Source organism: Pseudoclavibacter sp. CFCC 13611 (assembly GCF_008831225.1).
Lineage (GTDB): Bacteria > Actinomycetota > Actinomycetes > Actinomycetales > Microbacteriaceae > Pseudoclavibacter_A.
The window spans coordinates 684,171-706,272 of record NZ_WBKE01000002.1 but is presented as its reverse complement, the minus strand read 5'-3'; the positions used below and the strand labels follow the sequence as shown (position 1 = coordinate 706,272).

20 protein-coding genes and 1 other RNA gene are annotated in these 22,102 nt (G+C 64.7%); 10 read left to right on the top strand and 11 right to left on the bottom strand.

The genetic code is table 11. The annotated features are described in order from the left end of the window. Positions 1 to 128 precede the first annotated feature (128 nt). The 6 genes from F8O08_RS07490 to F8O08_RS07465 all read right to left on the bottom strand — a co-directional run bounded on the left by F8O08_RS07490 (position 129) and on the right by F8O08_RS07465 (position 5,645). The gene (locus tag F8O08_RS07490) at positions 129 to 584 is read right to left on the bottom strand and encodes an acyl-CoA thioesterase (protein ID WP_158037957.1); all 456 of its coding nucleotides are present in this window, start codon (positions 582 to 584) and stop codon (positions 129 to 131) included. Beyond that, the gene (locus F8O08_RS07485; RefSeq protein ID WP_158037958.1) at positions 581 to 1,339 is read right to left on the bottom strand and encodes an amino acid ABC transporter ATP-binding protein; all 759 of its coding nucleotides are present in this window, start codon (positions 1,337 to 1,339) and stop codon (positions 581 to 583) included. The genes F8O08_RS07490 and F8O08_RS07485 overlap by 4 nt, the downstream gene beginning before the upstream one ends. Beyond that, positions 1,336 to 2,139 carry an amino acid ABC transporter permease gene (locus F8O08_RS07480; RefSeq protein ID WP_158037959.1) on the bottom strand — a complete coding sequence of 268 codons (804 nt, stop codon included), beginning with the start codon at positions 2,137 to 2,139 and terminating at the stop codon, positions 1,336 to 1,338. The genes F8O08_RS07485 and F8O08_RS07480 overlap by 4 nt, the downstream gene beginning before the upstream one ends. Positions 2,140 to 2,243: 104 nt before the next feature. Then, on the bottom strand, positions 2,244 to 3,023 hold the full coding sequence (locus F8O08_RS07475; protein ID WP_192496869.1) for an ABC transporter substrate-binding protein: 780 nt from the start codon (positions 3,021 to 3,023) through the stop codon (positions 2,244 to 2,246). Between the two features lie 155 nt (positions 3,024 to 3,178). After that, positions 3,179 to 3,922, bottom strand: a complete 744-nt coding sequence (locus tag F8O08_RS07470; RefSeq protein WP_158042960.1) for a ParA family protein — start codon at positions 3,920 to 3,922, stop codon at positions 3,179 to 3,181. Positions 3,923 to 3,962: 40 nt separating this feature from the next. Next, on the bottom strand, positions 3,963 to 5,645 hold the full coding sequence (locus tag F8O08_RS07465) for a glycosyltransferase (protein ID WP_192497732.1): 1,683 nt from the start codon (positions 5,643 to 5,645) through the stop codon (positions 3,963 to 3,965). 207 nt (positions 5,646 to 5,852) lie between these two features. Between F8O08_RS07465 and F8O08_RS07460 the strand changes: the two genes are divergently transcribed. From F8O08_RS07460 to rnpB, 5 genes are all read left to right on the top strand, one after another. Continuing rightward, positions 5,853 to 6,389, top strand: a complete 537-nt coding sequence (locus F8O08_RS07460) for an ECF transporter S component (RefSeq protein ID WP_158037962.1) — start codon at positions 5,853 to 5,855, stop codon at positions 6,387 to 6,389. A 123-nt stretch (positions 6,390 to 6,512) separates the two neighbouring features. Then, on the top strand, positions 6,513 to 7,424 hold the full coding sequence (locus F8O08_RS07455; protein ID WP_158037963.1) for an FKBP-type peptidyl-prolyl cis-trans isomerase: 912 nt from the start codon (positions 6,513 to 6,515) through the stop codon (positions 7,422 to 7,424). A 53-nt stretch (positions 7,425 to 7,477) separates the two neighbouring features. Then, positions 7,478 to 8,422: a hypothetical protein gene (locus F8O08_RS07450; RefSeq protein WP_158042959.1), complete on the top strand. Its 945-nt coding sequence runs from the start codon at positions 7,478 to 7,480 to the stop codon at positions 8,420 to 8,422. A 46-nt stretch (positions 8,423 to 8,468) separates the two neighbouring features. Beyond that, on the top strand, positions 8,469 to 9,281 hold the full coding sequence (locus tag F8O08_RS07445) for a Nif3-like dinuclear metal center hexameric protein (protein WP_158042958.1): 813 nt from the start codon (positions 8,469 to 8,471) through the stop codon (positions 9,279 to 9,281). 59 nt (positions 9,282 to 9,340) lie between these two features. Further along, an RNA gene (rnpB, locus tag F8O08_RS07440) (RNase P RNA component class A) lies at positions 9,341 to 9,724 on the top strand. Positions 9,725 to 9,780: 56 nt separating this feature from the next. Here rnpB and F8O08_RS07435 read toward each other — a convergent pair. Next, positions 9,781 to 10,602: an ROK family protein gene (locus tag F8O08_RS07435; RefSeq protein WP_158042957.1), complete on the bottom strand. Its 822-nt coding sequence runs from the start codon at positions 10,600 to 10,602 to the stop codon at positions 9,781 to 9,783. A 2-nt stretch (positions 10,603 to 10,604) separates the two neighbouring features. Then, the gene (gene map, locus F8O08_RS07430) at positions 10,605 to 11,486 is read right to left on the bottom strand and encodes a type I methionyl aminopeptidase (protein WP_158042956.1); all 882 of its coding nucleotides are present in this window, start codon (positions 11,484 to 11,486) and stop codon (positions 10,605 to 10,607) included. 53 nt (positions 11,487 to 11,539) lie between these two features. Between map and F8O08_RS07425 the strand changes: the two genes are divergently transcribed. The 3 genes from F8O08_RS07425 (at position 11,540) to F8O08_RS07415 (ending at position 16,186) form a co-directional block, all read left to right on the top strand. After that, positions 11,540 to 11,725 carry an SPOR domain-containing protein gene (locus F8O08_RS07425; protein WP_158037968.1) on the top strand — a complete coding sequence of 62 codons (186 nt, stop codon included), beginning with the start codon at positions 11,540 to 11,542 and terminating at the stop codon, positions 11,723 to 11,725. A 137-nt stretch (positions 11,726 to 11,862) separates the two neighbouring features. Continuing rightward, on the top strand, positions 11,863 to 13,200 hold the full coding sequence (gene glnA / locus F8O08_RS07420) for a type I glutamate--ammonia ligase (RefSeq protein WP_158037969.1): 1,338 nt from the start codon (positions 11,863 to 11,865) through the stop codon (positions 13,198 to 13,200). 16 nt (positions 13,201 to 13,216) lie between these two features. Continuing rightward, positions 13,217 to 16,186: a bifunctional [glutamine synthetase] adenylyltransferase/[glutamine synthetase]-adenylyl-L-tyrosine phosphorylase gene (locus tag F8O08_RS07415; protein ID WP_158042955.1), complete on the top strand. Its 2,970-nt coding sequence runs from the start codon at positions 13,217 to 13,219 to the stop codon at positions 16,184 to 16,186. 118 nt (positions 16,187 to 16,304) lie between these two features. On the opposite strand, the gene glnA (F8O08_RS07410) is transcribed toward F8O08_RS07415, so the two are convergent. Next, the gene (gene glnA, locus F8O08_RS07410; RefSeq protein WP_158031443.1) at positions 16,305 to 17,729 is read right to left on the bottom strand and encodes a type I glutamate--ammonia ligase; all 1,425 of its coding nucleotides are present in this window, start codon (positions 17,727 to 17,729) and stop codon (positions 16,305 to 16,307) included. A gap of 142 nt (positions 17,730 to 17,871) precedes the next feature. Between glnA (F8O08_RS07410) and F8O08_RS07405 the strand changes: the two genes are divergently transcribed. Next, a complete protein-coding gene (locus F8O08_RS07405; protein WP_158042954.1) occupies positions 17,872 to 18,291 on the top strand; it encodes an RDD family protein in 420 nt (139 codons plus the stop codon). Here the strand turns inward: F8O08_RS07405 and F8O08_RS07400 are convergent. Then, complete coding sequence (locus F8O08_RS07400; protein ID WP_158037972.1) at positions 18,282 to 18,989, bottom strand: DUF4191 domain-containing protein; 708 nt, start codon at positions 18,987 to 18,989, stop codon at positions 18,282 to 18,284. The genes F8O08_RS07405 and F8O08_RS07400 overlap by 10 nt on opposite strands. Positions 18,990 to 19,240: 251 nt before the next feature. On the opposite strand from F8O08_RS07400, the gene F8O08_RS07395 reads away from it, so the two are divergent. Then, positions 19,241 to 20,236, top strand: coding sequence for a hypothetical protein (locus F8O08_RS07395; RefSeq protein ID WP_158042953.1), 996 nt, complete (start codon positions 19,241 to 19,243; stop codon positions 20,234 to 20,236). 41 nt (positions 20,237 to 20,277) lie between these two features. On the opposite strand, the gene sucB is transcribed toward F8O08_RS07395, so the two are convergent. Beyond that, entirely contained in the window at positions 20,278 to 22,068 is a 1,791-nt protein-coding gene (sucB, locus tag F8O08_RS07390; protein ID WP_158042952.1) for a 2-oxoglutarate dehydrogenase, E2 component, dihydrolipoamide succinyltransferase, read from the bottom strand. Positions 22,069 to 22,102 lie beyond the last annotated feature (34 nt).

Sequence of the window (22,102 nt, the reverse complement as noted above, 5' to 3'; positions counted from 1 at the left end):
CTATCTTGCGTGATGACCGCTGGTATGTCCATTCGCGCATACGATGGCCGAACGACCTCCCTGGTGCGAAAGGCGAACTCACCACTGTCCGTGCGGACCCGACCCGCACGCACCGCCTGCGCGGTATGTCAGCGGCGCAGCCGAACCTGCTCTCCGAGCAGACTCGCGAGCACCTGTCGCTCGCCCCCGGTGAGACGCCGAGGGCGACCGGTCTCCGGGTTCATGAACACCAGCCCGTTCAGCCCGACGGCCGCGACAGGGGAGCCTGGTCGCTGCCTGACCTGATAGCTCAGCTCGCAGTCGGCTGCGCCGATGTGGCTCACCCACATATCGATGTGCACTGGCTCGAGCTCAAGGCGAAGCGGCAGCCGGTACTCGATGCGCTGACCGGTCAGAAAGATGGGGCTGCGGCCGAGATTCTCACCGTCGAGACGGGGCAGCGTCTCGTCGTCGCACTCCGCCTGAGCGAAGAACAGCACGCGCGCCTGCTCGACCAGAGCGAGCACGGCGACGTTGTTGATGTGACCATAGGCATCGGCATCGCTCCAACGCAGCGGCACGCTCAGGCGCAGGCGACGACTCATGACTGGTCGAGACTCACCTCAGTCGGATGCAGCACGCGTTCGAGGAACTGGCGTGTGCGAGGGTGCTGTGGTGCGGTGATGACCTGCTCGGCAGGTCCGTGCTCCACGATCACACCGTCGTCCATGAACGCGACGACGTCTGCGACGTCACGCGCGAAGGCCATCTCATGGGTCACGACGAGCATGGTCATACCGGCGCCTGCGAGCTCTCTCATGACGGCGAGCACGTCGCCGACGAGTTCCGGGTCGAGCGCGCTGGTCGGCTCGTCGAAGAGCATCAGCTTCGGGTTCATGCTCAGTGCGCGGGCGATGGCCACGCGCTGCTGCTGACCACCGGAGAGCTGTGCAGGCAGGGCGTCGCCTCGATCGGCCAGGCCGACTTTCTCGAGGTTTTCGAGAGCGATACGCTCCGCCTCGGCCTTCGACCGACCGAGCACCTTCATCTGAGAGATCATGCAGTTCCTCAATACCGTGAGGTGAGGAAACAGATTGAACTGCTGAAACACCAGACCGATTCCCTGACGCACTCGATCGATGTCGACGTCAGGGTCGGTGATCGTGTCTCCGTCGACCTCGATCACGCCCTCGTCTGGTGTCTCGAGCATGTTGACGCAGCGCAGCACGGTCGACTTGCCCGACCCCGAGGGGCCGATCAGACAGACGACCTGTCCCGGCTCGACCGTCAGATCAATGCCTTTGAGCACCTGGTTGTCGCCGAACGACTTCGTGATGCCGTGAATGCTGATCGCGCTCATTTCGCCGCCTTCGTCTTGAAGCTCTTTCTCGTCGTCTGCAGCTCGAATCTGCGGGCCAGCCAGCTGAGCGGGAGCGTGATGATGAGATAGCACGCACCGGCGATGACCAGCGGAGTCAGTCCGGCGTCCGGGGCCGTCAGCGCCTGTCGGCCGAACTTGCTGAGCTCGTACTGGCCCAGTGAGAGGCCGAGCAGATAGACGAGCGAAGTGTCTTTCGTGAGCAGGATCAGCTCATTTGTCAGCGGGGGCAGCACCATGCGGAAGGCCTGCGGAAACACGATCGAGATCATCGCACGAGACTGCGACATGCCCAGCGACCTGGCCGCCTCGAGCTGGCCGGGAGGAACGGCCTGCAGGCCGGCTCGGAACGTCTCGGCGATATACGCCGCCGAAACCATGCCCAGAGAGAGCATGACGGTCACATAGATGTTCAGATTGATCGAGAATGCACTCGGAATACCGTAGCCGAAGGCGATGAAGACGAGCAGAGCCGGCAGACCGCGGAACAGTTCGATGTAGACCGATGCGAACCAGCGATACGGCGCGACCGATGACATCCTCATGAGGGCGAGCACCGCGCCGCCCAGCACGCCGAACCAGAACGAGATGAGCGTGTAGACCAGGGTGTTCAGCAGCGCGACGCTGATGACTTGGGGAAACTGCGCGGCAGCCACCGCGGGGTTGAAGAAGGTGCTGAGAAACTTCGGCCAGTCGGTGACGACCGCCAGCACGACGACGACCACCACCAGCACAGCGTACTGAATGCCGCGCGAGATGCGCGCTCGTTTTGCTGGAGACATACCTTGCCTGTCGCTCTCTTTCAGCGTCTGATCACGCTGATATCGTTACGTGGCCGAGAGGGGTGTGCGACACACCATCGTGTCACACACCCGTCGGGCACAGATCAGGCCGTCGCCTTCACGCCATACTTGTCGAAGATCGACTGCAGCGTTCCGTCATCCTGAATGCGCTTGAGCGTCTTGTTCACCGAGTCGAGCAGCTGGCTGTTGTCTTTGCGCACGGCGATGCCGTACGACTCACCGGTCGGAATGGTGGCGACCATCTGCAGGTTGTCGAAGTTCTTCAAGTGCTCGCTGGCCGGCGCCACCTGATCGATGAGCACATCGATCGACCCGTTGCTGACCTGTGTCGCCGCCAGCGTGGCGTCTTCGAACCCCTGCGGCTGCAGACCCTTGCCGGTCACATACTCCTGACCCGTTGTGGCATCCTGCACGGCAATGGTGTGCGTGCCGTCGAGCGCCTGATCTGCCGAGGTCACCGAGCTCCCCTTCGGCACGACGACGGCGAGGTCGTCGTGGAAGTAGGGCTCAGAGAAGTCCATCTTGGTCTTGCGCTCGTCGTTGATCGTGATGGCGCTGATCGCGATGTCGCACTTCTTGTTGTCGAGATCCTGTCCGGACTGCAGACCTTCGAAGGCGGTGTTCACCTGTTTGAGGTCGACGCCGAGGTCTTTCGCGATCTCCGACGAGATGTCGGCGTCGATGCCGACGATCTTGTCGCCCTCCGGGCGCTCGAAAGGCGGGTACTGCGCCTCGGAGCAGGCAGTGAGCGACGCGCTGTCGATGAGTTTGGAGTCGCCTGCAGTGCTGGTGCATCCGCTCAGGGCAAGACCGCCGACTGCGGCCAGTGCGACTGCGGCGACGAACTTCGAACGTGTTCTCATGGGCTTGTGCCTCATCTCTTCGGCTGCGCACACCTTCGTGCGCGCAGAGTGACGGGCAGAGTCGTGCACGAGTACGCGCAGACTCCGCAAAACTGACTCCTTATCGTAACCAACAGGATGTTTCGATCACGTATCATCCGCGGAGTGCCACGGGTTCAGTGCTGAGAAACGATGCCTTCGACCGCCGCCCAGAGGTCGCTGTAGGCCGTTGCTGCGGGGGAGTGCGGCGCGAACGTCGCGACCGGTGCACGGCGCACCCCCATCTGTTCGACGATCGACGTCGACGGCACCACCACCGGCACGATGCGAGAGTCGAGACCGGGGAGCTCTTCGATGGCGGTGGCCTGTGCTTTGCGCCGGCGATCGGCCATCGAGAAGAATCCGAGGATCGGCGTCCGTGCGTCCTGCATCTGCACCAGGTCGGCGACCTGATCGAACGCACGCAACGACAGCGCCGCAGGAACCAGGGGAACAACGATCGCATCCGCCGCATCGATCACGTTACGGGCGACCAGCGAGGCCCCTGGCGGAGAATCGAGAATGACGGTGTCGTAGCTCTCGCTCAGGCGTTTGAGCACTCGATGCACCCTGCTGGTCGACTTCTTCACGTCTTCCAGATGCAGGTCGAGGTCGCGATACGATTCGTCTGCGGGCAGTACGTCCAACTGTGGATAGTCGGTCTGCCGGATGCTCTTGGCGACGTCTCCGTCTCCGCGGATGAGCCGGTCGACGCCGCCTTTCACCTTCGGTCTGACCGAGAGCAGATACGTCGTGGCGCCCTGGGGGTCGAGATCCCAGAGCAGCACGCGTCCCTGCTGGCTGGCGAGCCATGCGAGGTTGACCGCAGTGGTCGTCTTGCCCACGCCGCCTTTGGTGCTGTACACCGCAATCGTCTTCATGCGGCACATCTTAGTGTCGTGAAGTGAACGGGGAGCTCTGTCAGGCGGCGCGAGCAGTGATCTTCGAGATGTCGATCGACTGCGTCTGCGGCGCGGCATGCGTCGCCATGGATGCGTGGGTCGCCTTCTCAGTCACATCGAACGACTCGCGGTAGTGCCCCAGGAGCAGCTGAGTCTGCGACGTCAGCGCCGACAGCGAGTTGAAGACGATGCCGGTCACCGGCATGAGCACCCACTGCAGAATCATCCCGAACGAACGCATGCGGCCGTACCGTGCGGGCCGCTTCGGCAGCATGTTGAACCCCAGCCACATCATCAGCAGGATGCCCAGCAGGGCGACCTGCTGCACGGTTCCGACGATGAACGGGAGTTTGAGCACCAAGGTGTCCATGAATTCGGCGCGCATGCTCATGACGAAGGGAATCCACGCACCGAACGCGATCAGGGGAGCGATGCAGGCGAGGCTGACATGGCTGTCGAGCAGCTGGAGAAACCGCACCATGTCTTTGAGCAGCGGAGTGCCGGCGGTGCGCCCGAAGACGCGCACGCCGACGTAGGGAACGTCGGAGGCACCGTAGGACCAACGCTTCAGCTGCTTGAACTGCGCCTTGATGGTGCGGCCATACGTCTCAGTCAGCACGGCATCCTGGTAGATCGGCACGTGGATGCTGATGACCTTGTAGTTGCCGTTGAAGTGAAAATAGCTGCGCCAGTACTGGTGGCCGTCTTCGACAATCGTGCGCGTGCTCCAGAAGTCCATCTCAACGAGGGCGTCGAGGGGCTGTGAGTGGGAGGCGAAGTTGCGCAGAGAGAGCGGACGCATCGAGCTGATCAGGTTCCAGAACGTGTTGCCGTTGGCGATGACGCGGCTCGGCGCCGGTGCATCCCAGATGTTGCCCAAGAACAGTGAGATCGGCTGGAACGACATGCGCTTGCGTTCGGGGTGCACGATGTACTCGTAGCTCACGTAGTCGAAGTACGACGGGAACGGCACGTTGTCGCAGTCCAGAGTGGTCACGACGACGTCGGAGTACTCGAACTCGCTCTCATCGACGATCTGCTGCAGGCGGCGACCCGCGAACGTGATGTTCGCGCCTTTGCCCGCCATCTCACCCGGCAGCAGCTCGGCGGGGTGGCGAACCAGTTCAAAGTGACCGAATCGATTACCGAATTCGCGCTGCACGCGCTTCGCGGTGAGCTCCATTCCCTGGCCGCCACGCTCTTCGTAGGCGAAGAGCACGATGAGACGGTCTTTGTCATATGTGGTGTCGGCCAGTGCCTGGAATGTCGGTGCGATGACCTCATACGGTTCGTTGTAGGCCGCCACGATGACGGCGTTGCGAAGCTGCGAGGGTTTGGGGAAGTGCCCGGGATTGGCAGCCACCGCAGCGAGGTTGCGCTGGTGACGACGCAGCTGGAAGGCACCGCGTGGCTCGTCGACGACTGCAGCCTCAGGCTGCTCGAGCAGCGCGAGGCGCTGCGCCCAGTCGACGTCTTCGGCCGATTCCATGCGGGCGTTGCCGATCATCATCTCGGTGCCCGAACGCACGGCTTTGAACAGCATCATGAGCACGATGACGAGCAGGCCGCACGCCGCGACGACAGGATTGAAGAATGAGATGACTACCAAACCGAGCAGGGTGCCATAGCTCAACAGTGCAGGAAGCATCTCGAGAAAGCGGTACCCGCGGGTGCGCTCTCCGGCTGGAAGCTCGTTGTCCATGACGTGTCATCCTCTCGACGCGCCTCGATAGTGAGGCACTAACCATACTGGTGTGACTCTTGACGCCACTCAACGCGGTTTGGTAACGAAACCGCATCGATCGCGTCCGCGACTCTGGCCACATTGTCGAGCTGCACATGATCGGCTCCGCGCCCCAGACAGGATTCCCCCGGTCAAATCGGCGCTGCACAGACTAGAATCACCCCTATGCCACGCCTCAACACCAGAATCCTGCTCAGCTGCGCGGCCATCGGCGTCGTCACCGGGCTGCTGTTCATGGTGACAGGCGGGCTCCACATCATCATCATCACGATTGCCCCGTGGGCATACGGCGCTCTGATCGGCATGTACTTTCTGCCCGGAGCGATCGCGCAGGGCACATACCGGCTGCCGCTGGTCGGGCTCATCACGATCGTGCTGGCCGGCCTGCTCACCGCAATCTCGCCAATTCAGTCTCTGGGGTGGGCCGTCTTCGCCTACCTCGTCATGATCGGGGTACTGCAGGAGCTGCCGTGGGCGGTGACCGGGTACAGACGACGCACGCGCACCGGAGCCGTCATCGGATCGCTTGTCTCCGGAGCGCTGCTGGGACTGCTCTTCGCACTGGTGTTCCAGGGCAAGACCGGGTCGTTCTGGCTCGATGTCGCACAGGCGTCCCTGACAATCGTCTCGGTGCTGCTGTTCACCCTGTTGGGATGGGTGGTCGCGAAGGCCCTGCATCGAGCAGGCGTCGGTCGGGCCTGAGACCGACGGTGTACAGGCGCGTGCCGCCGCGCGAGTCGTCGACGCCCACCCCGACTCTGCACAGCAGAGCCCTGTCATACTGTTGGAGTGCGGCCGAATCCGGCTGCGGGAAAGGATCACTCTGTGAAGAAGCTGTTCGCCACCGCCGCTGCGGTCGCTCTCATGATCGGGCTCGCGGGCTGCTCCGTCCAGAACGACAGCGTGGCACATGCCGTCACGGTCAGCGGCGACTTCGGCTCAGTGCCTGAGGTCACGTTCGATACTCCGTTGAAGGCCGACGACGTGCAGAAGAACGTCGTGATCACCGGTGACGGAGACAAGATCTCCAAAGATGACTTCGTGTCCGTGCGCTTTGCGCTCTACAACGGCACTGACGGCAAACAGTACACGGACGATTCCAGCTGGCAGCAGACCATGTCGCTTGATTTCTCACAGTACGATCCCGCACTCGGTGCCGCGCTCGATGACGTCCCGCTGAACTCCCGCGTGGTGATCACTGCCAGTGCGGCGAAGCTCTTCGGCAGCGACGCGCTCAACGGCAGCAGCATGGATCCGGCTCAGCCGTTGGTTGCCGTCTTCGACCTGGTCCAGAAGACCGTCACCGATGACCAGCCGACTCGTGACGACTTCGGTGACGCCGACTTTCCGGCGGTGACGTTCGACGACAAGGGCGTTCCCACCGTGGCCGCCGCACAGGGCGACCCGCCGTCAGAGACGAAGATCAAGGTGCTGACCCCGGGGTCAGGCGCAACGGTCTCAGCGAACGATGCGGTGACGGTCCATTACGAGGGCGTGAAGTGGCGCGACGGCGAGCACTTCGACGGCAACTTCGGCTCAGACCCGGCGCAGTTCAACGTGAGCGGCGTGGTCAAGGGCTTTCAGAAGGCACTCGTCGGGCAGCAGGTCGGATCAACCGTTCTGGCCGTGGTGCCTCCTGCAGAAGCATACGGAAATGCCGCGGGTAACGCTCTGCAGCACGAGACGCTGATCTTCGTCGTCAAGATCGAGTCGACGGCTCCCGCCACTGCACAGTGACTCGCACACAGAGGTCTTCGCAGCCGATCGCCACGGGAGCAGCGGCGCAGCCGATGACGACGACCACGCCGAATCGTGGCATCGACATCCGTTTCATCGCGGCTCTGTGCCTCATGCTCTGCACGGCGCTGATCGTCTCAGGCTGCTCGAGCGCCGTCTCCGAAGGCTCGGCATCCCAGTCGGTGCAGGTCGCCGCAGACTTCGGCTCGGAGCCCGAGGTGCACTTCGACGCTCCGCTGGCCGTCGACGCCCTGCAGCGCTCCGTGGTGAGCGCCGGTGACGGGCCCAAGATCACTGATGACACCACCATCTCGGTGAAGGCGAAGATCACCGACGCCGGTGACGGCACAGCCATCAGCGCCGTCGGCTCCTGGCCCCGTGCATTCACGACGACCGTCAGAGATGCCGAACCGGGAGTGGCTGAGTCAGTCGTCGGGCTGCACAGCGGCAGTCGCATCGTGGTGACGGGAAAGGCCCGCAGCTTCTACGGCGACGAGCGCCTCGCCGCCACCGGCCTCGACGCCGACCGCGGGCTTGTCGCCGTGCTCGATGTCGACGCTCCGCCGACCGAGGATCGCCCGACGCAGCAGAGTCTCGCCGACGACGATTTTCCTCAGGCGAGGTTTCGGTCGGGCCGCCCCGTGGAGGTGTCCCCAGGCAGCGGCCGTCCGCCCCAGACGACGCAGGTCAAGGTGCTCACACCGGGCACCGGGGCGCCGGTCGCCGACAACGACCAGCTGGTCTTTCGCGCATACACCACCACTTGGGGTCTCGGAGACGTCGTCGGTGACGACTTCGCCTCCGGTGCCTCCTCACGTGCGCTCTCGGCTCTGCCGAAAGGGCTTCATGAGGCGCTGACAGACCAACCGGTCGGCACGACCCTTCTGGCGGTCGTGCCGCCGACTGAGGGCATCCCCGATCAGCTGCCCGAGGCGCTCAGACATGAGACGCTGGTCTTCGTCGTCACGATCGACGGCACCTCCCTCGCCACCAGTTAGCCCGTCCATCCTTCGAACACCCGACTCGCGCCGTCAGGAGACACCAATGACCACATCGCTGCAGCAGATCGTCGATGTCGCCGAGAGGCTCTGGCCGCCCTCGCTGGCCGAGGAATGGGACAACCCCGGACTCGCAGTGGGCGATCGAGCAGCGACGGTGACGCACGTGCACCTCGCGCTCGACGCCACCGCTGAGACGCTGGCCGAGGCCCGACGGTCTGGCGCGCAGATGCTCCTCACACATCACCCCGCGCTCTTTCGCCCGGTGCGCACACTTGATGCCGCATCCGCCACAGGCGGCCTGCTCTTCGCGGCCGCTCGCGACGGCGTCGCCCTCTTCAGCGCACACACGAACGCCGACAGCGCGCCTGGCGGCGTGAACGCGGTGCTCGCCGATCTCATCGGCCTGCGTGATCAGCGTCCGCTCGTGCCAGCCGACGACGCGAATGCGGATGCCGGGCTGGGCCGTCTGGGACGGCTGCCGGCGGGCACCACGTTGGGAGAGTTCGCCTCTGACATCGCGCGTGTGCTGCCGTCGACGGCCTCGCAGGTGCGAGTCTCGGGTGACTTCGAACGCGAGGTCAGCACCGTGTCGCTGTGCAGCGGGGCAGGCGACTCGCTGCTGCAGCTGCCGCAGGTGCAGGCCACCGATGTCTATGTGACTGCCGATCTGCGTCACCACGTGACCCTCGACGCGCGTGCCGAGGGGCTGCCTGCTGTCGTGAATCTCTCACACTGGGCCAGCGAATGGGTCTGGCTGCCGGTCGCAGCCAGACAGCTTGCGGAGCACCTGCCGCAGGTGCGCTTCACCGTCAGCGACCTGCGCACCGACCCCTGGGACTTCGCGATCGCGCAGTGACCCGGTTTCGATGAGGATGCACGGTTCGGGGCGTCAGGGGAGTAGACTCTTGCGCTGGACGGGATGCTCATGCGATCGCGTGCCAGAGAGATCTGGTCCGAGGAACGTCCGGGCTCCACAGGGCACGATGGTGGGTAACGCCCACCCGGGGCAACCCGAGAGCAAGTGCAGCAGAGAGCAGACCGCCAGCGGCGACCTCGGTCGCGGCTGGTAAGGGTGAAACGGTGGTGTAAGAGACCACCAGTGGGCATGGTGACATGCCCAGCTGGGTAAACCTCATCGGGAGCAAGACCAAGCATGGAGGTGGGCTGCCCGCCTGTACCTCCGGGTAGGTTGCTGGAGCGTGTCAGCAATGGCACGCCGAGAGAGATGATCGCACCCGGTCACAGCACCTTGCGTGTTGCGACCGGCGACAGAACCCGGCGTATCGAGCATCCCGTCCACACCTCGATTCTGAGCGGCACAGGCCGCGGCGGCCGTGTCAGCGACAGCTGTGCGGTCAGCCGATGGCGACCACGGCGAACTCCGCGGCTCCGATGATGCCTGCGTTCTGGTTGTGACGGGCGATGCGCACCGGGGTCTGCACGTCGAGATGTGGCAGAAAGAGCTCCGGCGCACTCGAGATGCCGCCACCGATGACGAACAGCCTCGGCGAGAACAGCCGTTCCAACGCCTGGTAGTACCGACTGAGTCGTGCGCCCCATTCGGCGAAGCTGATTCCGTCACGCTCGCGGGCCACCGGCGACGCCACCCGTTCGTAGTCGGGTTCTCCGTCGATCTCGAGGTGCCCCAGCTCGGTGTTCGGAATCAGCAGACCGTCTTGGATCAGTGCCGACCCGATGCCCGTGCCGAGCGTGGTCACGATCGTGAGACCACGCTGGCCGCGGGCGGCGCCGCTGTGGGCCTCAGCCCATCCGGCGGCGTCAGCGTCGTTGACGATCGCGACCGGCACGCCGAAGGCGCGGCTGAAGTGGGCCGCTGCGGCGTGACCGATCCACTGCGTCGAGACGTTGGCCGCTGACAGCGTGATGCCGTCGACGACGACCGAGGGCAGCGCGACGCCGATGGGCATCTCGATGTTCCATCCGCCAGCCGCCGCATCACGAGCGGCGATTCCCTCGAGACCGAATGTGCCGAGCACCGCCGGCTGCTCCAGCAGAGCGGCGACCAGCTGCTGGGCAGCGCTCACCACCTGCTCCGGCGTGGCCTGCTCCGGCGTCTCGACGGTCAGCCGGTCGCTGAGCAGTTCTCCTGTGGTCGTGTCGACGATGGCAGCCTTGATGCCGGTGCCGCCGACGTCGATTCCGATCGCCTGCGCCACGATCAGCTGTTCTCGACCAGCGAGCCGGTCAGAATCTCGGCGCCATCGGCATGGATGACGATGGTGTGCTCGAACTGCGCAGTGAGCGACTTGTCGGCGGTGACGACCGTCCAGCCGTCCTTCCACGTCGTCCAGCGTGGGCTGCCGATGGTGAGCATGGGCTCGACGGTGAAGACCATGTTCTCTTCGATCACATCGGTGAAGCGCTCTGGATCGTCGTAGTGGGGGATGATCAGTCCCGAGTGAAACTGGCGCCCCACACCGTGGCCGGTGTACTCGCGGACGCTGCTGTAGCCGAAGCGCTTGGCGTACTTCTCGATGGTGCGGCCGATCACAGAGACCTGCCTACCGGGCTTCGCCGCCCGGATGCCGCGGAGCGTGGCCTCCAGCGTGCGGTCGACCAGGTCGCGGGCCTCCTGGCTCACCTCGCCGACGAGGAATGTGCGGTTCGTGTCGCCGTGCATGCCGTTTTTGAAAGCGGTCACATCGACGTTCACGATGTCGCCCTCTTCGAGCACGGTGTCGTCGGGGATGCCATGGCAGATCACCTCGTTGACCGAGGTGCACAGGCTCTTCTGAAACCCGCTGTAGCCGAGCGTCGAGGGGTAGGCCCCGTGCGACACCATGTACTCGTGACCGACCCGGTCGATGTGATCGGTGGTGATTCCCGGACGAATCTCTGCGGCGATCGCGTCCAGGGCGCCAGCGGCGATTCGGCTCGACTCGCGGATGCGCTCGATCTCTTCGTCGTCGTACGTGTCGCCGAAGCCGGTCTCGTCGAAGTCTTTGACGTCGACGTAGAACGGGCGTTCGATGTCGGCCGGTACGGTGAGACGAGGAGTATGGAGACCAGGGATCATATGGCCTTGTGCATCTTTAGGCATGAGGCGATTGTACGCTGAGCAGTGACAGCACCGCAGAAATCACGGAGGAACGCATGAGCGAAGAGAAGAATTTCTGGTACAACACGCGCACCGGCGAGGTCGAAGAGGGCCCGCAGTCGCTGGGCACCGACCGCATCGGACCGTTCGCCACGCGGGACGAAGCCGCACGCGCCCTTGAGATCGTGGCGGCACGCGCCAAGCAGTGGAACGACGAGGACGCAGCCGACGACCAGGACTGACCCGGCATCCGACGGCGGATGCCGCCGCCCTGTTCGCTTGTCGCGTCGCGGCCGATCTCATGCGGCTCGATGGCCTAGAGTTGTCGTGTCACTGCCGCCGCTGCGCGCACCCGGTGTCATCGTGTGAAAGGGTCCCCATGAACAAGCAGATCGACTTCGTGCTCCGCACCATCGAAGATCGCGGAGTCCGTTTCGTCCGCCTCTGGTTCACCGATGTCGTGGGCTCGCTCAAATCGGTCGCGGTCTCGCCTGCCGAGATCGAGGGAGCTTTCGAAGAGGGCATCGGATTCGACGGGTCGGCCATTCAGGGCTTCTCGCGCGTCTCGGAGTCCGACATGCTGGCGTTCCCAGATCCGACCACGTTCCAGCTGCTGCCGTGGCGCGGCCAGATCGATCCCACGGCGCGTATGTTCTGCGACATCACGACGCCAGACGGGCAGCCCGCCGCCTCCGACTCTCGCAATGTGCTGCGTCGCACCCTCGCACATGCGGCAGAGAAGGGGTTCTCGTTCTACGTGCACCCTGAGATCGAGTTCTACCTGCTCGAACGCGATTCGGTCGACAACTGGCCGCTGCGACCTGCCGACCACGCCGGATACTTCGACAACGAGCCCGGCGGCACCGCGAACGACTTCCGACGCCAGGCAGTCAGCGTGCTGGAAGAACTCGGCATCTCGGTCGAGTACTCGCATCACGAGGTCGGTCCGGGCCAGAACGAGATCGACCTGCGCTACGCCGATGCGCTCACCATGGCCGATAACATCCAGACCTTCCGCACCGTGGTCAAAGAGGTCGGCATCGAGCAGGGAGTGCATGCCACGTTCATGCCCAAGCCCTTCCCGAATCAGCCCGGATCTGGCATGCACACGCACTTCTCGCTCTTCGAGAGCGACAACAACGCCTTCTACGACCCCAGCGGGCAGTACGAGCTCTCGCACACCGCCCACCAGTTCATGGCCGGCATTCTCAGGCACGCGGCCGAGATCACCGCGGTCACGAACCAGTTCGTCAACTCGTACAAGCGGCTCTGGGGCGAAGACGAAGCGCCGAGCTCCATCGCCTGGGGCCACAACAACCGGTCGGCACTGCTGCGCGTTCCGCTGTACAAGCCCGGCAAAGGTCAGAGCACCCGCATCGAGTACCGTGCGATCGATTCGGCGGCCAACCCGTACCTGGCGTACTCACTGCTGCTCGCCGCCGGTCTCAAAGGCATCGAAGAAGACTATGAGCTGCCCGCCGAGGCCGAAGACAACGTGTGGGAGCTCACCGGCACCGAACGACGTGCCCTGGGCATCAAGGATCTGCCCGGCAGCCTCGAGCAGGCGCTGCAACTCATGGAAGAGAGCGAGCTCGTCGCCGAGACGCTGGGGGAGCAGGTGTTCAACTACGTGCTGCTCAACAAGCGCAAGGAGTGGCGCGACTACCGTGCACAGGTCACCGACTACGAGCTGTCGCACAATCTGAACCGGCTCTGATCTCGGGCGGTCGCTGATGAGTCACGCCCCGACGCTGACACGACTCGAACTCGCCCGCGTCGGGTTCGCCGAGCCGAGCAGGGCGTTCGACCTGCTGCGTGAACAGCAGACGGCGCTGTCAGACGTCGTCCGCCGACGCCTGACGGCGTTCTCGACGGCCGCAGACCCAGATACGGCCCTCACCGAGTTCATCGGCATCGCCGAGCGTCACCCGGCGGTGCTCGACGTCGACGAAGCGGCGTTCACCCGACTGCTGCGTCTGATCGGTGGGTCTCTCGGGCTCAGCGAGTTTCTGCTGCGTGACCCGGCCGAGCTGCGCTGGTTCCTCACCCATGACGAGTCGCCGCTGACCCGTGACGAGTACCGGGAGAGCCTTGCCGAAGCCGTCGCCGCCGCTCGATGCGAGACGGCGACAGCGGCATGTGCGACAGGGGCATCCGCTGCACACAGCGTCTCGGCTGCCGCACTCGCCCTGCGCACCCGGTACCGACGACACATCGCGCAGCTGGCGCACTGGGATTTCGCCACACCCGACCCCCGCGACGTCGTCGCACGAGTGAGCGTCGCGTTGGCCGATCTCGCCGACGCTGCGATGGATGCCGCCCTGCAGCTCGCCCGTGAGGAGTGCCGTTCGCAGCTGGGAGACCGCGTCGACCACGTGCGCATCGCGGTGATCGCGATGGGCAAGACCGGCGCACGCGAGCTGAACTATCTCAGCGACGTCGACGTCATCTACGTCGCCGAGCCGGTCGACGACGCCGACCCGACCCGAGCCTTGGTGACCGCCACGCGCATCGTGCAGTCGATGATGCGAATCATCTCGGCGGGCGGCGTCGAACCCGGCTTGTGGGAGGTCGATGCGAATCTTCGTCCCGAGGGCAAAGACGGCGCGCTCGTGCGCACCGTGGCGTCGCATCTGGCCTACTACGAACGGTGGGCGAAGGGCTGGGAGTTCCAGGCGCTGCTCAAGGCACGCGCCATGGCGGGCGACGTCGAGCTCGGTCGCGAGTACATCGACTCGATTCGCCCGATGGTGTGGCGATCGGCACGGCAGGAGAATTTCGTCGAGTCGGTGCAGGCGATGCGCGAACGGGTGAGCGACCACATCCCGTCCGAGCAGGTGGCCCGACAGATCAAGCTCGGCCCAGGCGGGCTGCGCGACGTCGAGTTCACCGTACAGCTGCTGCAGCTGGTGCACGGACAGCACGACGAGCGGGTGCGGGCTCGCGGCACCCTGGAGGCGCTGCGCCAGCTCGCCGACAATGGCTACATCGGACGACGCGAGGCCGAGGACTTCGCACAGGACTACCGCACCCTTCGGGTGTTCGAGCATCGCCTGCAGGTGCGACGCATGCGGCGTACGCATCTCATGCCGACCGATCCCGAAGAGCTCCGCATTCTGGCCCGCTCCAGCAGGCTCGCCGCAGATGCCGACGAACTGCTGACCGTGTGGACCGAGGTGAAGCGCTCGGTGCGCGATCTGCACACCCGAATCTTCTACAGCCCGCTTCTCGCGGCGGTCGCCCGCATCCCCGGTGCCGACTTCCAGCTCACCGAGCAGCATGCTCGCGAGCGTCTCAGCGCGATCGGCTACCGCGATCCCGCAGGCGCTCTCGATCGCATCACCGCGCTCACGACAGGCGTGAGTCGGCGCGCCGAGATCCAGCGCCATCTGCTGCCGCTCATGCTCGAGCTGTTCGCCGAGGGCACTGATCCGGATTTCGGGCTGTTGGCCTTCACCCGTGTCAGCGAGTCGATCGGAGAGGCCTATTGGTATCTGCGGATGCTGCGGGACTCTCCGGTGGCCGCCCGCCGGTTCGCCGTGGCTCTGTCTCGTTCGCGCTTCATCGGCGACGCGCTCGCCAGTCAGCCCGAGGCTGCCAAGTGGTTCGACGACGACGACGGAGTGCAGCCGCGCACCTTCGAAGTGATGCGACACGAGATGCTCGCGATCGTGGCTCGGCATCCGAAGGCCGACGACCGAGTGGTCGCGCTGCTGCAGCAGGTGCGTCGCCGCGAAGTGCTGCGGCTGGCTATCTGGAGCGTCGTTCACGAGGTGCCGGCCGAGACCATCTCACCGGCGCTCTCCGACATCTACCGGGCACTGCTGACGGCACTGCTTGAGTGGCTCGATGCCGAAGAGCGGTTCGGCGTGCGTCTGGCGGTCATCGGTCTCGGACGCTTCGGCGGGGCCGAGATCGGGTTCTCTTCCGATCTCGACGTCATGTATGTGTATGAGGCCGTGCAGGAGCGCCCGAACATCCGTGCTGCGGCGCAGGCGCTCGGCAAGGCCGTGCAGGATTTTCGCATGCCGGTCGAACTCGACCTGGATCTTCGGCCAGAGGGCCGCAAGGGCGCCATCGCCCGCACACCAGAAGGGCTCACAGCCTACTATGAGCGCTGGGCAGAGCCGTGGGAGCGTCACGCGCTGCTGCGGGCGGCCCCGGTCGCCGGCGACCCCGAACTGCTCGACCGAAGCTTCGCCTCGATCAACGCCGTACGGTGGGAGAGACCGCTCACTCGCGATGACGAGCGCCAGATCAAACGACTCAAGGCGCGCATGGAATCAGAACGGCTGCCGCGAGGCGTCGACTCGTCACGTCATGTGAAGCTGGGCCGAGGTTCTCTCACCGACGTGGAGTGGATCGTGCAGCTGTATCAGCTGCGCCTTGCCGCACACGACACGACCGTGCGCACGACACACACACTCGCCGCGCTCTCGGCGCTCGAGACCGCCGAGGCGATCTCTCAAAGCGATGCCGAGACCCTCCGCCACGCGTGGCTGCTCGCCTCCCGGGTACGTGACGCCAACATCCTCGCGACGGGCACGGCCAGCGATGTGCTCGCCGAACCGGGCAGCGCCCTGGAGCCCACCGCACGCGTGCTCGGCTACGCGAGTGGGCAGAGCGCTCGCCTCGACAACGACTATCTGCGTGCGACCCGGCGCTCCCGACGCGTGTTCGAACGGCTGTTCTACGGCGAGTGACCACTGCAGGTCGCGAGGCACGAAGACGCCGCCGAGAAATGCGGAACGCCGCTGCCTGATCGGCGCCCGGTCGGGCGACACGATCAGGCAGCGGCGTTGCCGTCTGCGAGTTCAGCGATCAGCAGCCGTAGTACAGCTCGAACTCGTAGGGGTGCGGGCGCTGAGCGAGCGGCTTGAGCTCGGTCTCGCGCTTCATCTCGATCCAGGAGCTCAGCACCTCATCGGTGAACACGTCGCCAGCACGCAGGAAGTCGCTGTCGGCTTCGAGTGCGTCGAGCACCCGGTCGAGCGATCCGGGCACCTGCGGGATGCCCTTGGCCTCCTCGGGAGGCAGCTCGTAGAGATCTTTGTCGACCGGCTCGTGCGGCTCGATCTTGTTCTTGATGCCGTCGAGGCCGGCCATGAGCTGAGCGGCGAAGGCGAAGTACGGGTTGCCCGAGGCATCAGGCGCACGGAACTCGAGGCGCTTGGCCTTCGGGTTGGTGCCGGTGATCGGGATGCGCACGGCCGCCGAACGGTTGCCTGCACTGTACACCAGGTTGACCGGAGCCTCGAAGCCCGGAACCAGGCGGTGGTACGAGTTCACCGTGGGGTTCGTGAATGCCAGCAGCGCCGGAGCGTGCTTCAGGATGCCGCCGATGTACCAGCGTGCGACATCGGAGAGTCCGGCGTACCCGGTCTCGTCGTAGAACAGCGGTTTGCCGGCGTTCCACAGCGACTGGTGGGTGTGCATGCCCGAGCCGTTGTCGTTGAAGAGCGGCTTTGGCATGAAGGTCGCCGTCTTGCCGTTGCGGTGAGCCACGTTCTTGACGATGTACTTGAACTTGAGCAGGTCGTCGGCTGCGTTGGTGAGCGTGCTGAAGCGGTAGTTGATCTCACACTGGCCGGCGGTGCCCACCTCGTGATGGCTGCGCTCGACCTGCAGGCCGGCGGCGATCAGTTCGGTCACGATCTCGTCGCGAACATCGACCAGTTTGTCGACGGGAGTGACGGGGAAGTAGCCGCCCTTGTACGGGGTCTTGTTGCCGAGGTTGCCGCCCTCTTCTTCGCGGCCGCTGTTCCACGCAGCCTCGTTGGAGTCGACTTCGTAGAAGCTGCGCCCCGACGAGATCTCGTAGCGCACTGAGTCGAAGATGAAGAACTCGGCCTCGCTGGCGAAGATCGCGGTGTCGGCGATGCCGGTCGAAGCGAGGTATTCCTCGGCCTTCTTCGCCGTCTGGCGGGGATCCTTCGAATAGATCTCGCCGTTGCGCGGGTTGAAGATGTCATGGTTGAAGATCAGCGTCTTCTCTTTGCGGAAGGGATCCAGGTACGCCGTGGTGACATCGGGGATCAGCTGCATGTCGGATTCGTCGATGCTCGCGAAGCCACGGATCGAGCTGCCGTCGAAGAGCTGGCCGTCGACGAAGTAGTCTTCGTCGACGAACTCGGCAGGCAGATTGAAATGCTGCTGCACTCCGGGCAGATCAGTGAAACGTACGTCGATGAACTTGACGCCTTCGTCTCTGATGTACTTGAGAGCTTCTGAAGAATCTTTGAACATACCTGCGACTCCATGTGCTTTAAGGAAACCCCGGGTGTTCTCCGGAGTGATGAGCTTCAGCGTATGAAACGCTGATTACTCAACGGTATCCCGAATATTTCGCGCATGTTACGAGGCGCGCTCGGTTGGCTAGAATCGTGGGATGCAGAACAACTCCCCGAATTCGTCGTCAGAATCGATCGATCCCTCATCGGCGGTGCCCATCGACGCGTTGGCCGGTCTGCCAAGACGACTGCTCGGCCTCGGGCTCGACTGGGGAATCGCCACCCTGATCTCTTGGGCCTTCGCTCATGGCAACGGAATGGTCACAATGGCAGTCTGGGTCGTCATGCAGCTGACCCTCGTGTCGACCTTGGGCATGGGGTTCGGGCATCTCGTCTTCGGCATGCGCGTGGTCAACGTCGCCAACGCCGGTCGCCCTGGAGTCCTCCAGGTGCTCATTCGCACCGTGCTGCTCGCCCTCTTCGTGCCAGGGCTGGTATGGGGCAAAGACGGCCGCCCGGCGCACGATCGTGCAGCCGGAACGGCCGTCGTCTTAGCTGGCAGAACTGCTCAGCGCTGACCTTTGTGGCTCGGGCGCACCTTGTTCGGATCCATGCCCTTCGGAACACCGTATCCGTGTTCGAGCGAGGTGAGTCGGTTCGCGACGGCTGCCACCTCGGCACGGGTGAGCCGGGGCTTGAACTTCGCGAGTCGACGATTGATCTGGCGCAGTCGAACAGTGCCGTCCGAGCCGTCTCCGACGACGATGCGGTTGACTTCGATGTTCGGGACGACTCGACGAATCTTGACCTGCTCGTCGTTCAGCAGACGCTGCACGCGAGTGGCGTCTCCCTCGCCGATGAGCACGATGCCCGGGCGACCGATCGCACGGTAGACGGCGTCCTGCGTGCGCGGGTTCACCGCGACAGGCAGCTCGGAGCCCTGCCAGGAGCGCTTCAGAGTGGAGCGCAGCACGGCGCCGACCGCACCGGGCTTGCCCTCGATCTGAGTGTAAGCGACTGCTTCAGCCCGACGCCCGAGCACAATCAGCGCGACCAGGATGCCGGTGAGCAGGCCCAGCAGAATCCAGGCGATCAGTCCGAAGACGTTGTCCCGGCTGATCAGCACGGCGATGACGATGCCCACGGCCAGTGGGCCGAGGAACGCCAGCAGCAGCCAGCCGATCGTGCTTTTGTCGGCTTTCACCGTCATGGTGAGCACCTGCCAGAGCTGCTTCAGGCGCCCTGGTGATTTCGTGGAGGACTTGGTCTTGGACATGCTTTCTAGAATACCGAGAATCGGGGGATGCCGTGGGCACTCCGCAGATTGCCATCACGCAATACCGCGAATCCGGTCTCTGCACAGCCCGACAACGTCGTCATCTGGATGCACATGCCCACGCGGAAGGTGCCGTGGGAACTGCGATCGGTGTGAAGTGGGGGCATGCCATTCGTCACAGTCTCTGCCCACCGCTCGTCGTCTGTCTGGAGTCACTTCACGTCTGTCTTCTCTGTCGTGGGCAGGTCAGGATGAACGGGGCGCACTCCCCGGAGATCATGGTCGCCCCCGGTTCGGCGCAGCATCAGGTCTATGGGTTTCTGCGACATCCTCATCTGCGCGGCGCTGAGGCGGTGAGCACACATGGTGCACCTGCGGCGAGAGACCGGCACGCAGGGATGAGCCCCGATCGCACCGAAGGAGTCCTGCTTCTGCTCTCGTCGAGCGTTGGGACGCTGAGCGAAGTCCTGACGAGACGGCCGCTGCAGTCCGCACATCTGTTCCACATCGCTCTCGCAGTGCTCAGCGCCCTGCACTATCTGGCTCAGAACGGCTGGAGGTGCGCATCACTCGACGCCGACGATCTCGCAATCGACTCGGTCGGGCGCATTCGGCTGGACGCTCGCGACGCGCTGAGACCTGCAGGCTTCCGGCAGTTCGATTCGTCTGATCTCGCCCTGGTCAGATCGCTCCTGACGCATCTTGCCGCGAGCTGTTCCGAGCGGCCCGACACTCATGAGGCGGATGGCGAGCTGCAGCAACTCTTCGACATGATCGAACTCGGCGTCCCGCTGCGCGAGGCTTTTCTGCGCAGCCGATGCCTCTCTCAGGCTCGACTGCTGCCGGTGGGTCGCACCGTGGAGACTGCCGAGCTTCGCGTTCGACAGTCTCATCGCTCGAAGCCCGGAAGAAGGCGCAGGCTCCAGCGTGCGAAGACGGTGCGGACTGCGAAGAGGGCGACCGGGCCAGTGCCGAAGTCAGCGAAACAGACGCAGAAAGACCGTGCGCGTCGTCGCGGGGCGGCCGGTCGGCTGGTCGGTCTCGCCACGCTGCTGGGCCGGGTCCAGACGCTGCTCGGCCGTTGTGATGCGCAGCTGCAGCTGGGCGTGGACTGGTGCGAACGGCGCGCGCGGGCGGTCAGCGAGGATCTCTCCGCCCAGCCGCTCCTCCTGCGACTCCTGACGCCAAAAGCAATGGCCACGACTGTGGTAGCCGTGGCCATGCTCTTTGCGCTCTTCGCCCCCTGACAGTCAGGGCGCTTCGATCGGGGTCTGGTTTCCGGTCAGAGTCAGATGCCGAGCGCTGACGAGAAGTCAGCCTGTTCGACGATTGCTTTGACCTCACCGAGGAACCGAGCGGCGTCTGCCCCGTCGATGATGCGGTGATCGTATGAGAGGCTCAGGTACGCCACTGAACGAATCGCGATGACGTCTTGACCGTCGACGGTCAGCACGCGCGGCTGCTTGGTGACGGCGCCGGTCCCGAGGATCGCCGACTGCGGCAGCGAGAAGATCGGGGTGTCGAGAAGCGAACCGCGTGAGCCGGTGTTCGTGATGGTGAACGTTCCGCCGACCACGTCATCCGGCTTCAGCGAGCCGACGCGTGAGCGCTCGGCGACCTCTGCGATGCTCTTCGCCAAGTCAGCGAGGCTCTGTTTGCCTGCCTCGTGCACGACTGGCGCGTAGAGCCCCTTCTCGGTGTCGACGGCGAACGCGATGTTCTCGCGATCGTGGTAGACCACTTCGTCACCGTCGATCGACGCGTTGACAGCGGGATGCGCTGGCAGCGCCTGAGCCACGGCGTATGCGAAGAACGGGAGGTACGACAGCTTCTGTCCGGTCTTCTGCTGGAACTCAGCCTTGTGCTGCTGCCGGAACGAGGCGACAGCAGTCAGGTCGACCTCGACCACCGAGGTGAGCTGTGCTGCGGTCTGCATCGAATGCACCAGGTTGCGGGCGAGCACCTGACGCAGACGTGACAGCGGGACGCGCTGACCGCGAAGGTCTGAAGGCTTCGGAAGCTCATAGCCGCGCTTCGGCTCAGGAGCAGACGAGGCCGCAGCCGTCGAGCCGGGTGAGGGCTGAGTGGCCTGGGCCGCCTGCGCGTTGAGCACGTCCTCCTTGCGGATGCGCCCGCCGACGCCGGTTCCGGTGACCTGGTCGAGATCGATGCCGAGACGCGATGCGAGCTTGCGCACGATAGGGGTCACGTAGGCGTGCCCGCTGAGCGCGGCGACCTGACCGCTGCGACGCTCTGCCGAACTCTGCTCTGCGGCCGGAGCCGGCGAGGCAGGCTCGGGCTCGGTCGTGGCTGCAGGCTCCGATTTCGGCTGAGGCGCGGCGGACGGGGTGGCTGGCTCGGGCTGCGGCGCAGGTGCCGCCTCGGGCGCCGGTGCTTCTTCCGGAGCCTGTGCTGCTTCGGCCGCAGCAGGCTCGGCGGCCGGAGCGGCTCCGTCACCGACGACTGCAAGCACGGCGCCGACCTCGACGGTCTCGTCCTCTTGCACGAGAATCTGCTGCAGGGTGCCTGAGATGGGGGAGGGTACTTCGGTGTCGACCTTGTCTGTCGAGACCTCCAGTAGCGGTTCGTCCTCGTCGACGTGGTCGCCGACCTGCTTCAGCCAGCGGGTGACGGTACCCTCGGTGACCGACTCGCCCAGAGCCGGAAGCACGATCTGCTCGCCTGTGGCAGAAGCACCTGCAGCTGGCGCGGCAGCGGCCTCTGTTTTTGCGGGTGCGGCAGCGGCCTCTGTTTCGGCAGGAGCGGGCGCTTCTTCGGGAGCGGACTCAGGCTGCGACTGGGCAGGTGCGGCTTCTGTCTGCGCAGGAGCCTCAGCCGCTGCCCCGTCACCGACGACTGCAAGCACGGCGCCGACCTCGACGGTCTCGTCCTCTTGCACGAGAATCTGCTGCAGGGTGCCTGAGATGGGGGAGGGTACTTCGGTGTCGACCTTGTCTGTCGAGACCTCCAATAGCGGTTCGTCCACCTCGACGTGGTCGCCGACCTGCTTCAGCCAGCGCGTGACGGTGCCCTCGGTGACCGACTCGCCCAGAGCCGGAAGTACGATCTGCTCACTCATATGTGGTGTCTCCTTGTTGGTTCTGGTCGATCAG

Bases quoted from the DNA above. Each gene is read 5' to 3' on its own strand.
- glnA (WP_158037969.1), top strand. From the start codon at position 11,863: ATGAACAAGCAGATCGACTTCGTGCTCCGCACCATCGAAGATCGCGGA.
- F8O08_RS07405 (WP_158042954.1), top strand. From the start codon at position 17,872: ATGCAGAACAACTCCCCGAATTCGTCGTCAGAATCGATCGATCCCTCA.
- F8O08_RS07470 (WP_158042960.1), bottom strand. From the start codon at position 3,922: ATGAAGACGATTGCGGTGTACAGCACCAAAGGCGGCGTGGGCAAGACG.
- F8O08_RS07490 (WP_158037957.1), bottom strand. From the start codon at position 584: ATGAGTCGTCGCCTGCGCCTGAGCGTGCCGCTGCGTTGGAGCGATGCC.
- F8O08_RS07460 (WP_158037962.1), top strand. From the start codon at position 5,853: ATGCCACGCCTCAACACCAGAATCCTGCTCAGCTGCGCGGCCATCGGC.
- F8O08_RS07450 (WP_158042959.1), top strand. From the start codon at position 7,478: ATGACGACGACCACGCCGAATCGTGGCATCGACATCCGTTTCATCGCG.
- F8O08_RS07395 (WP_158042953.1), top strand. From the start codon at position 19,241: ATGAACGGGGCGCACTCCCCGGAGATCATGGTCGCCCCCGGTTCGGCG.
- sucB (WP_158042952.1), bottom strand. From the start codon at position 22,068: ATGAGTGAGCAGATCGTACTTCCGGCTCTGGGCGAGTCGGTCACCGAG.
- F8O08_RS07480 (WP_158037959.1), bottom strand. From the start codon at position 2,139: ATGTCTCCAGCAAAACGAGCGCGCATCTCGCGCGGCATTCAGTACGCT.
- F8O08_RS07445 (WP_158042958.1), top strand. From the start codon at position 8,469: ATGACCACATCGCTGCAGCAGATCGTCGATGTCGCCGAGAGGCTCTGG.
- F8O08_RS07425 (WP_158037968.1), top strand. From the start codon at position 11,540: ATGAGCGAAGAGAAGAATTTCTGGTACAACACGCGCACCGGCGAGGTC.
- F8O08_RS07475 (WP_192496869.1), bottom strand. From the start codon at position 3,023: ATGAGAACACGTTCGAAGTTCGTCGCCGCAGTCGCACTGGCCGCAGTC.
- map (WP_158042956.1), bottom strand. From the start codon at position 11,486: ATGCCTAAAGATGCACAAGGCCATATGATCCCTGGTCTCCATACTCCT.
- F8O08_RS07485 (WP_158037958.1), bottom strand. From the start codon at position 1,339: ATGAGCGCGATCAGCATTCACGGCATCACGAAGTCGTTCGGCGACAAC.
- F8O08_RS07400 (WP_158037972.1), bottom strand. From the start codon at position 18,989: ATGTCCAAGACCAAGTCCTCCACGAAATCACCAGGGCGCCTGAAGCAG.
- F8O08_RS07415 (WP_158042955.1), top strand. From the start codon at position 13,217: ATGAGTCACGCCCCGACGCTGACACGACTCGAACTCGCCCGCGTCGGG.
- F8O08_RS07465 (WP_192497732.1), bottom strand. From the start codon at position 5,645: ATGGACAACGAGCTTCCAGCCGGAGAGCGCACCCGCGGGTACCGCTTT.
- glnA (WP_158031443.1), bottom strand. From the start codon at position 17,729: ATGTTCAAAGATTCTTCAGAAGCTCTCAAGTACATCAGAGACGAAGGC.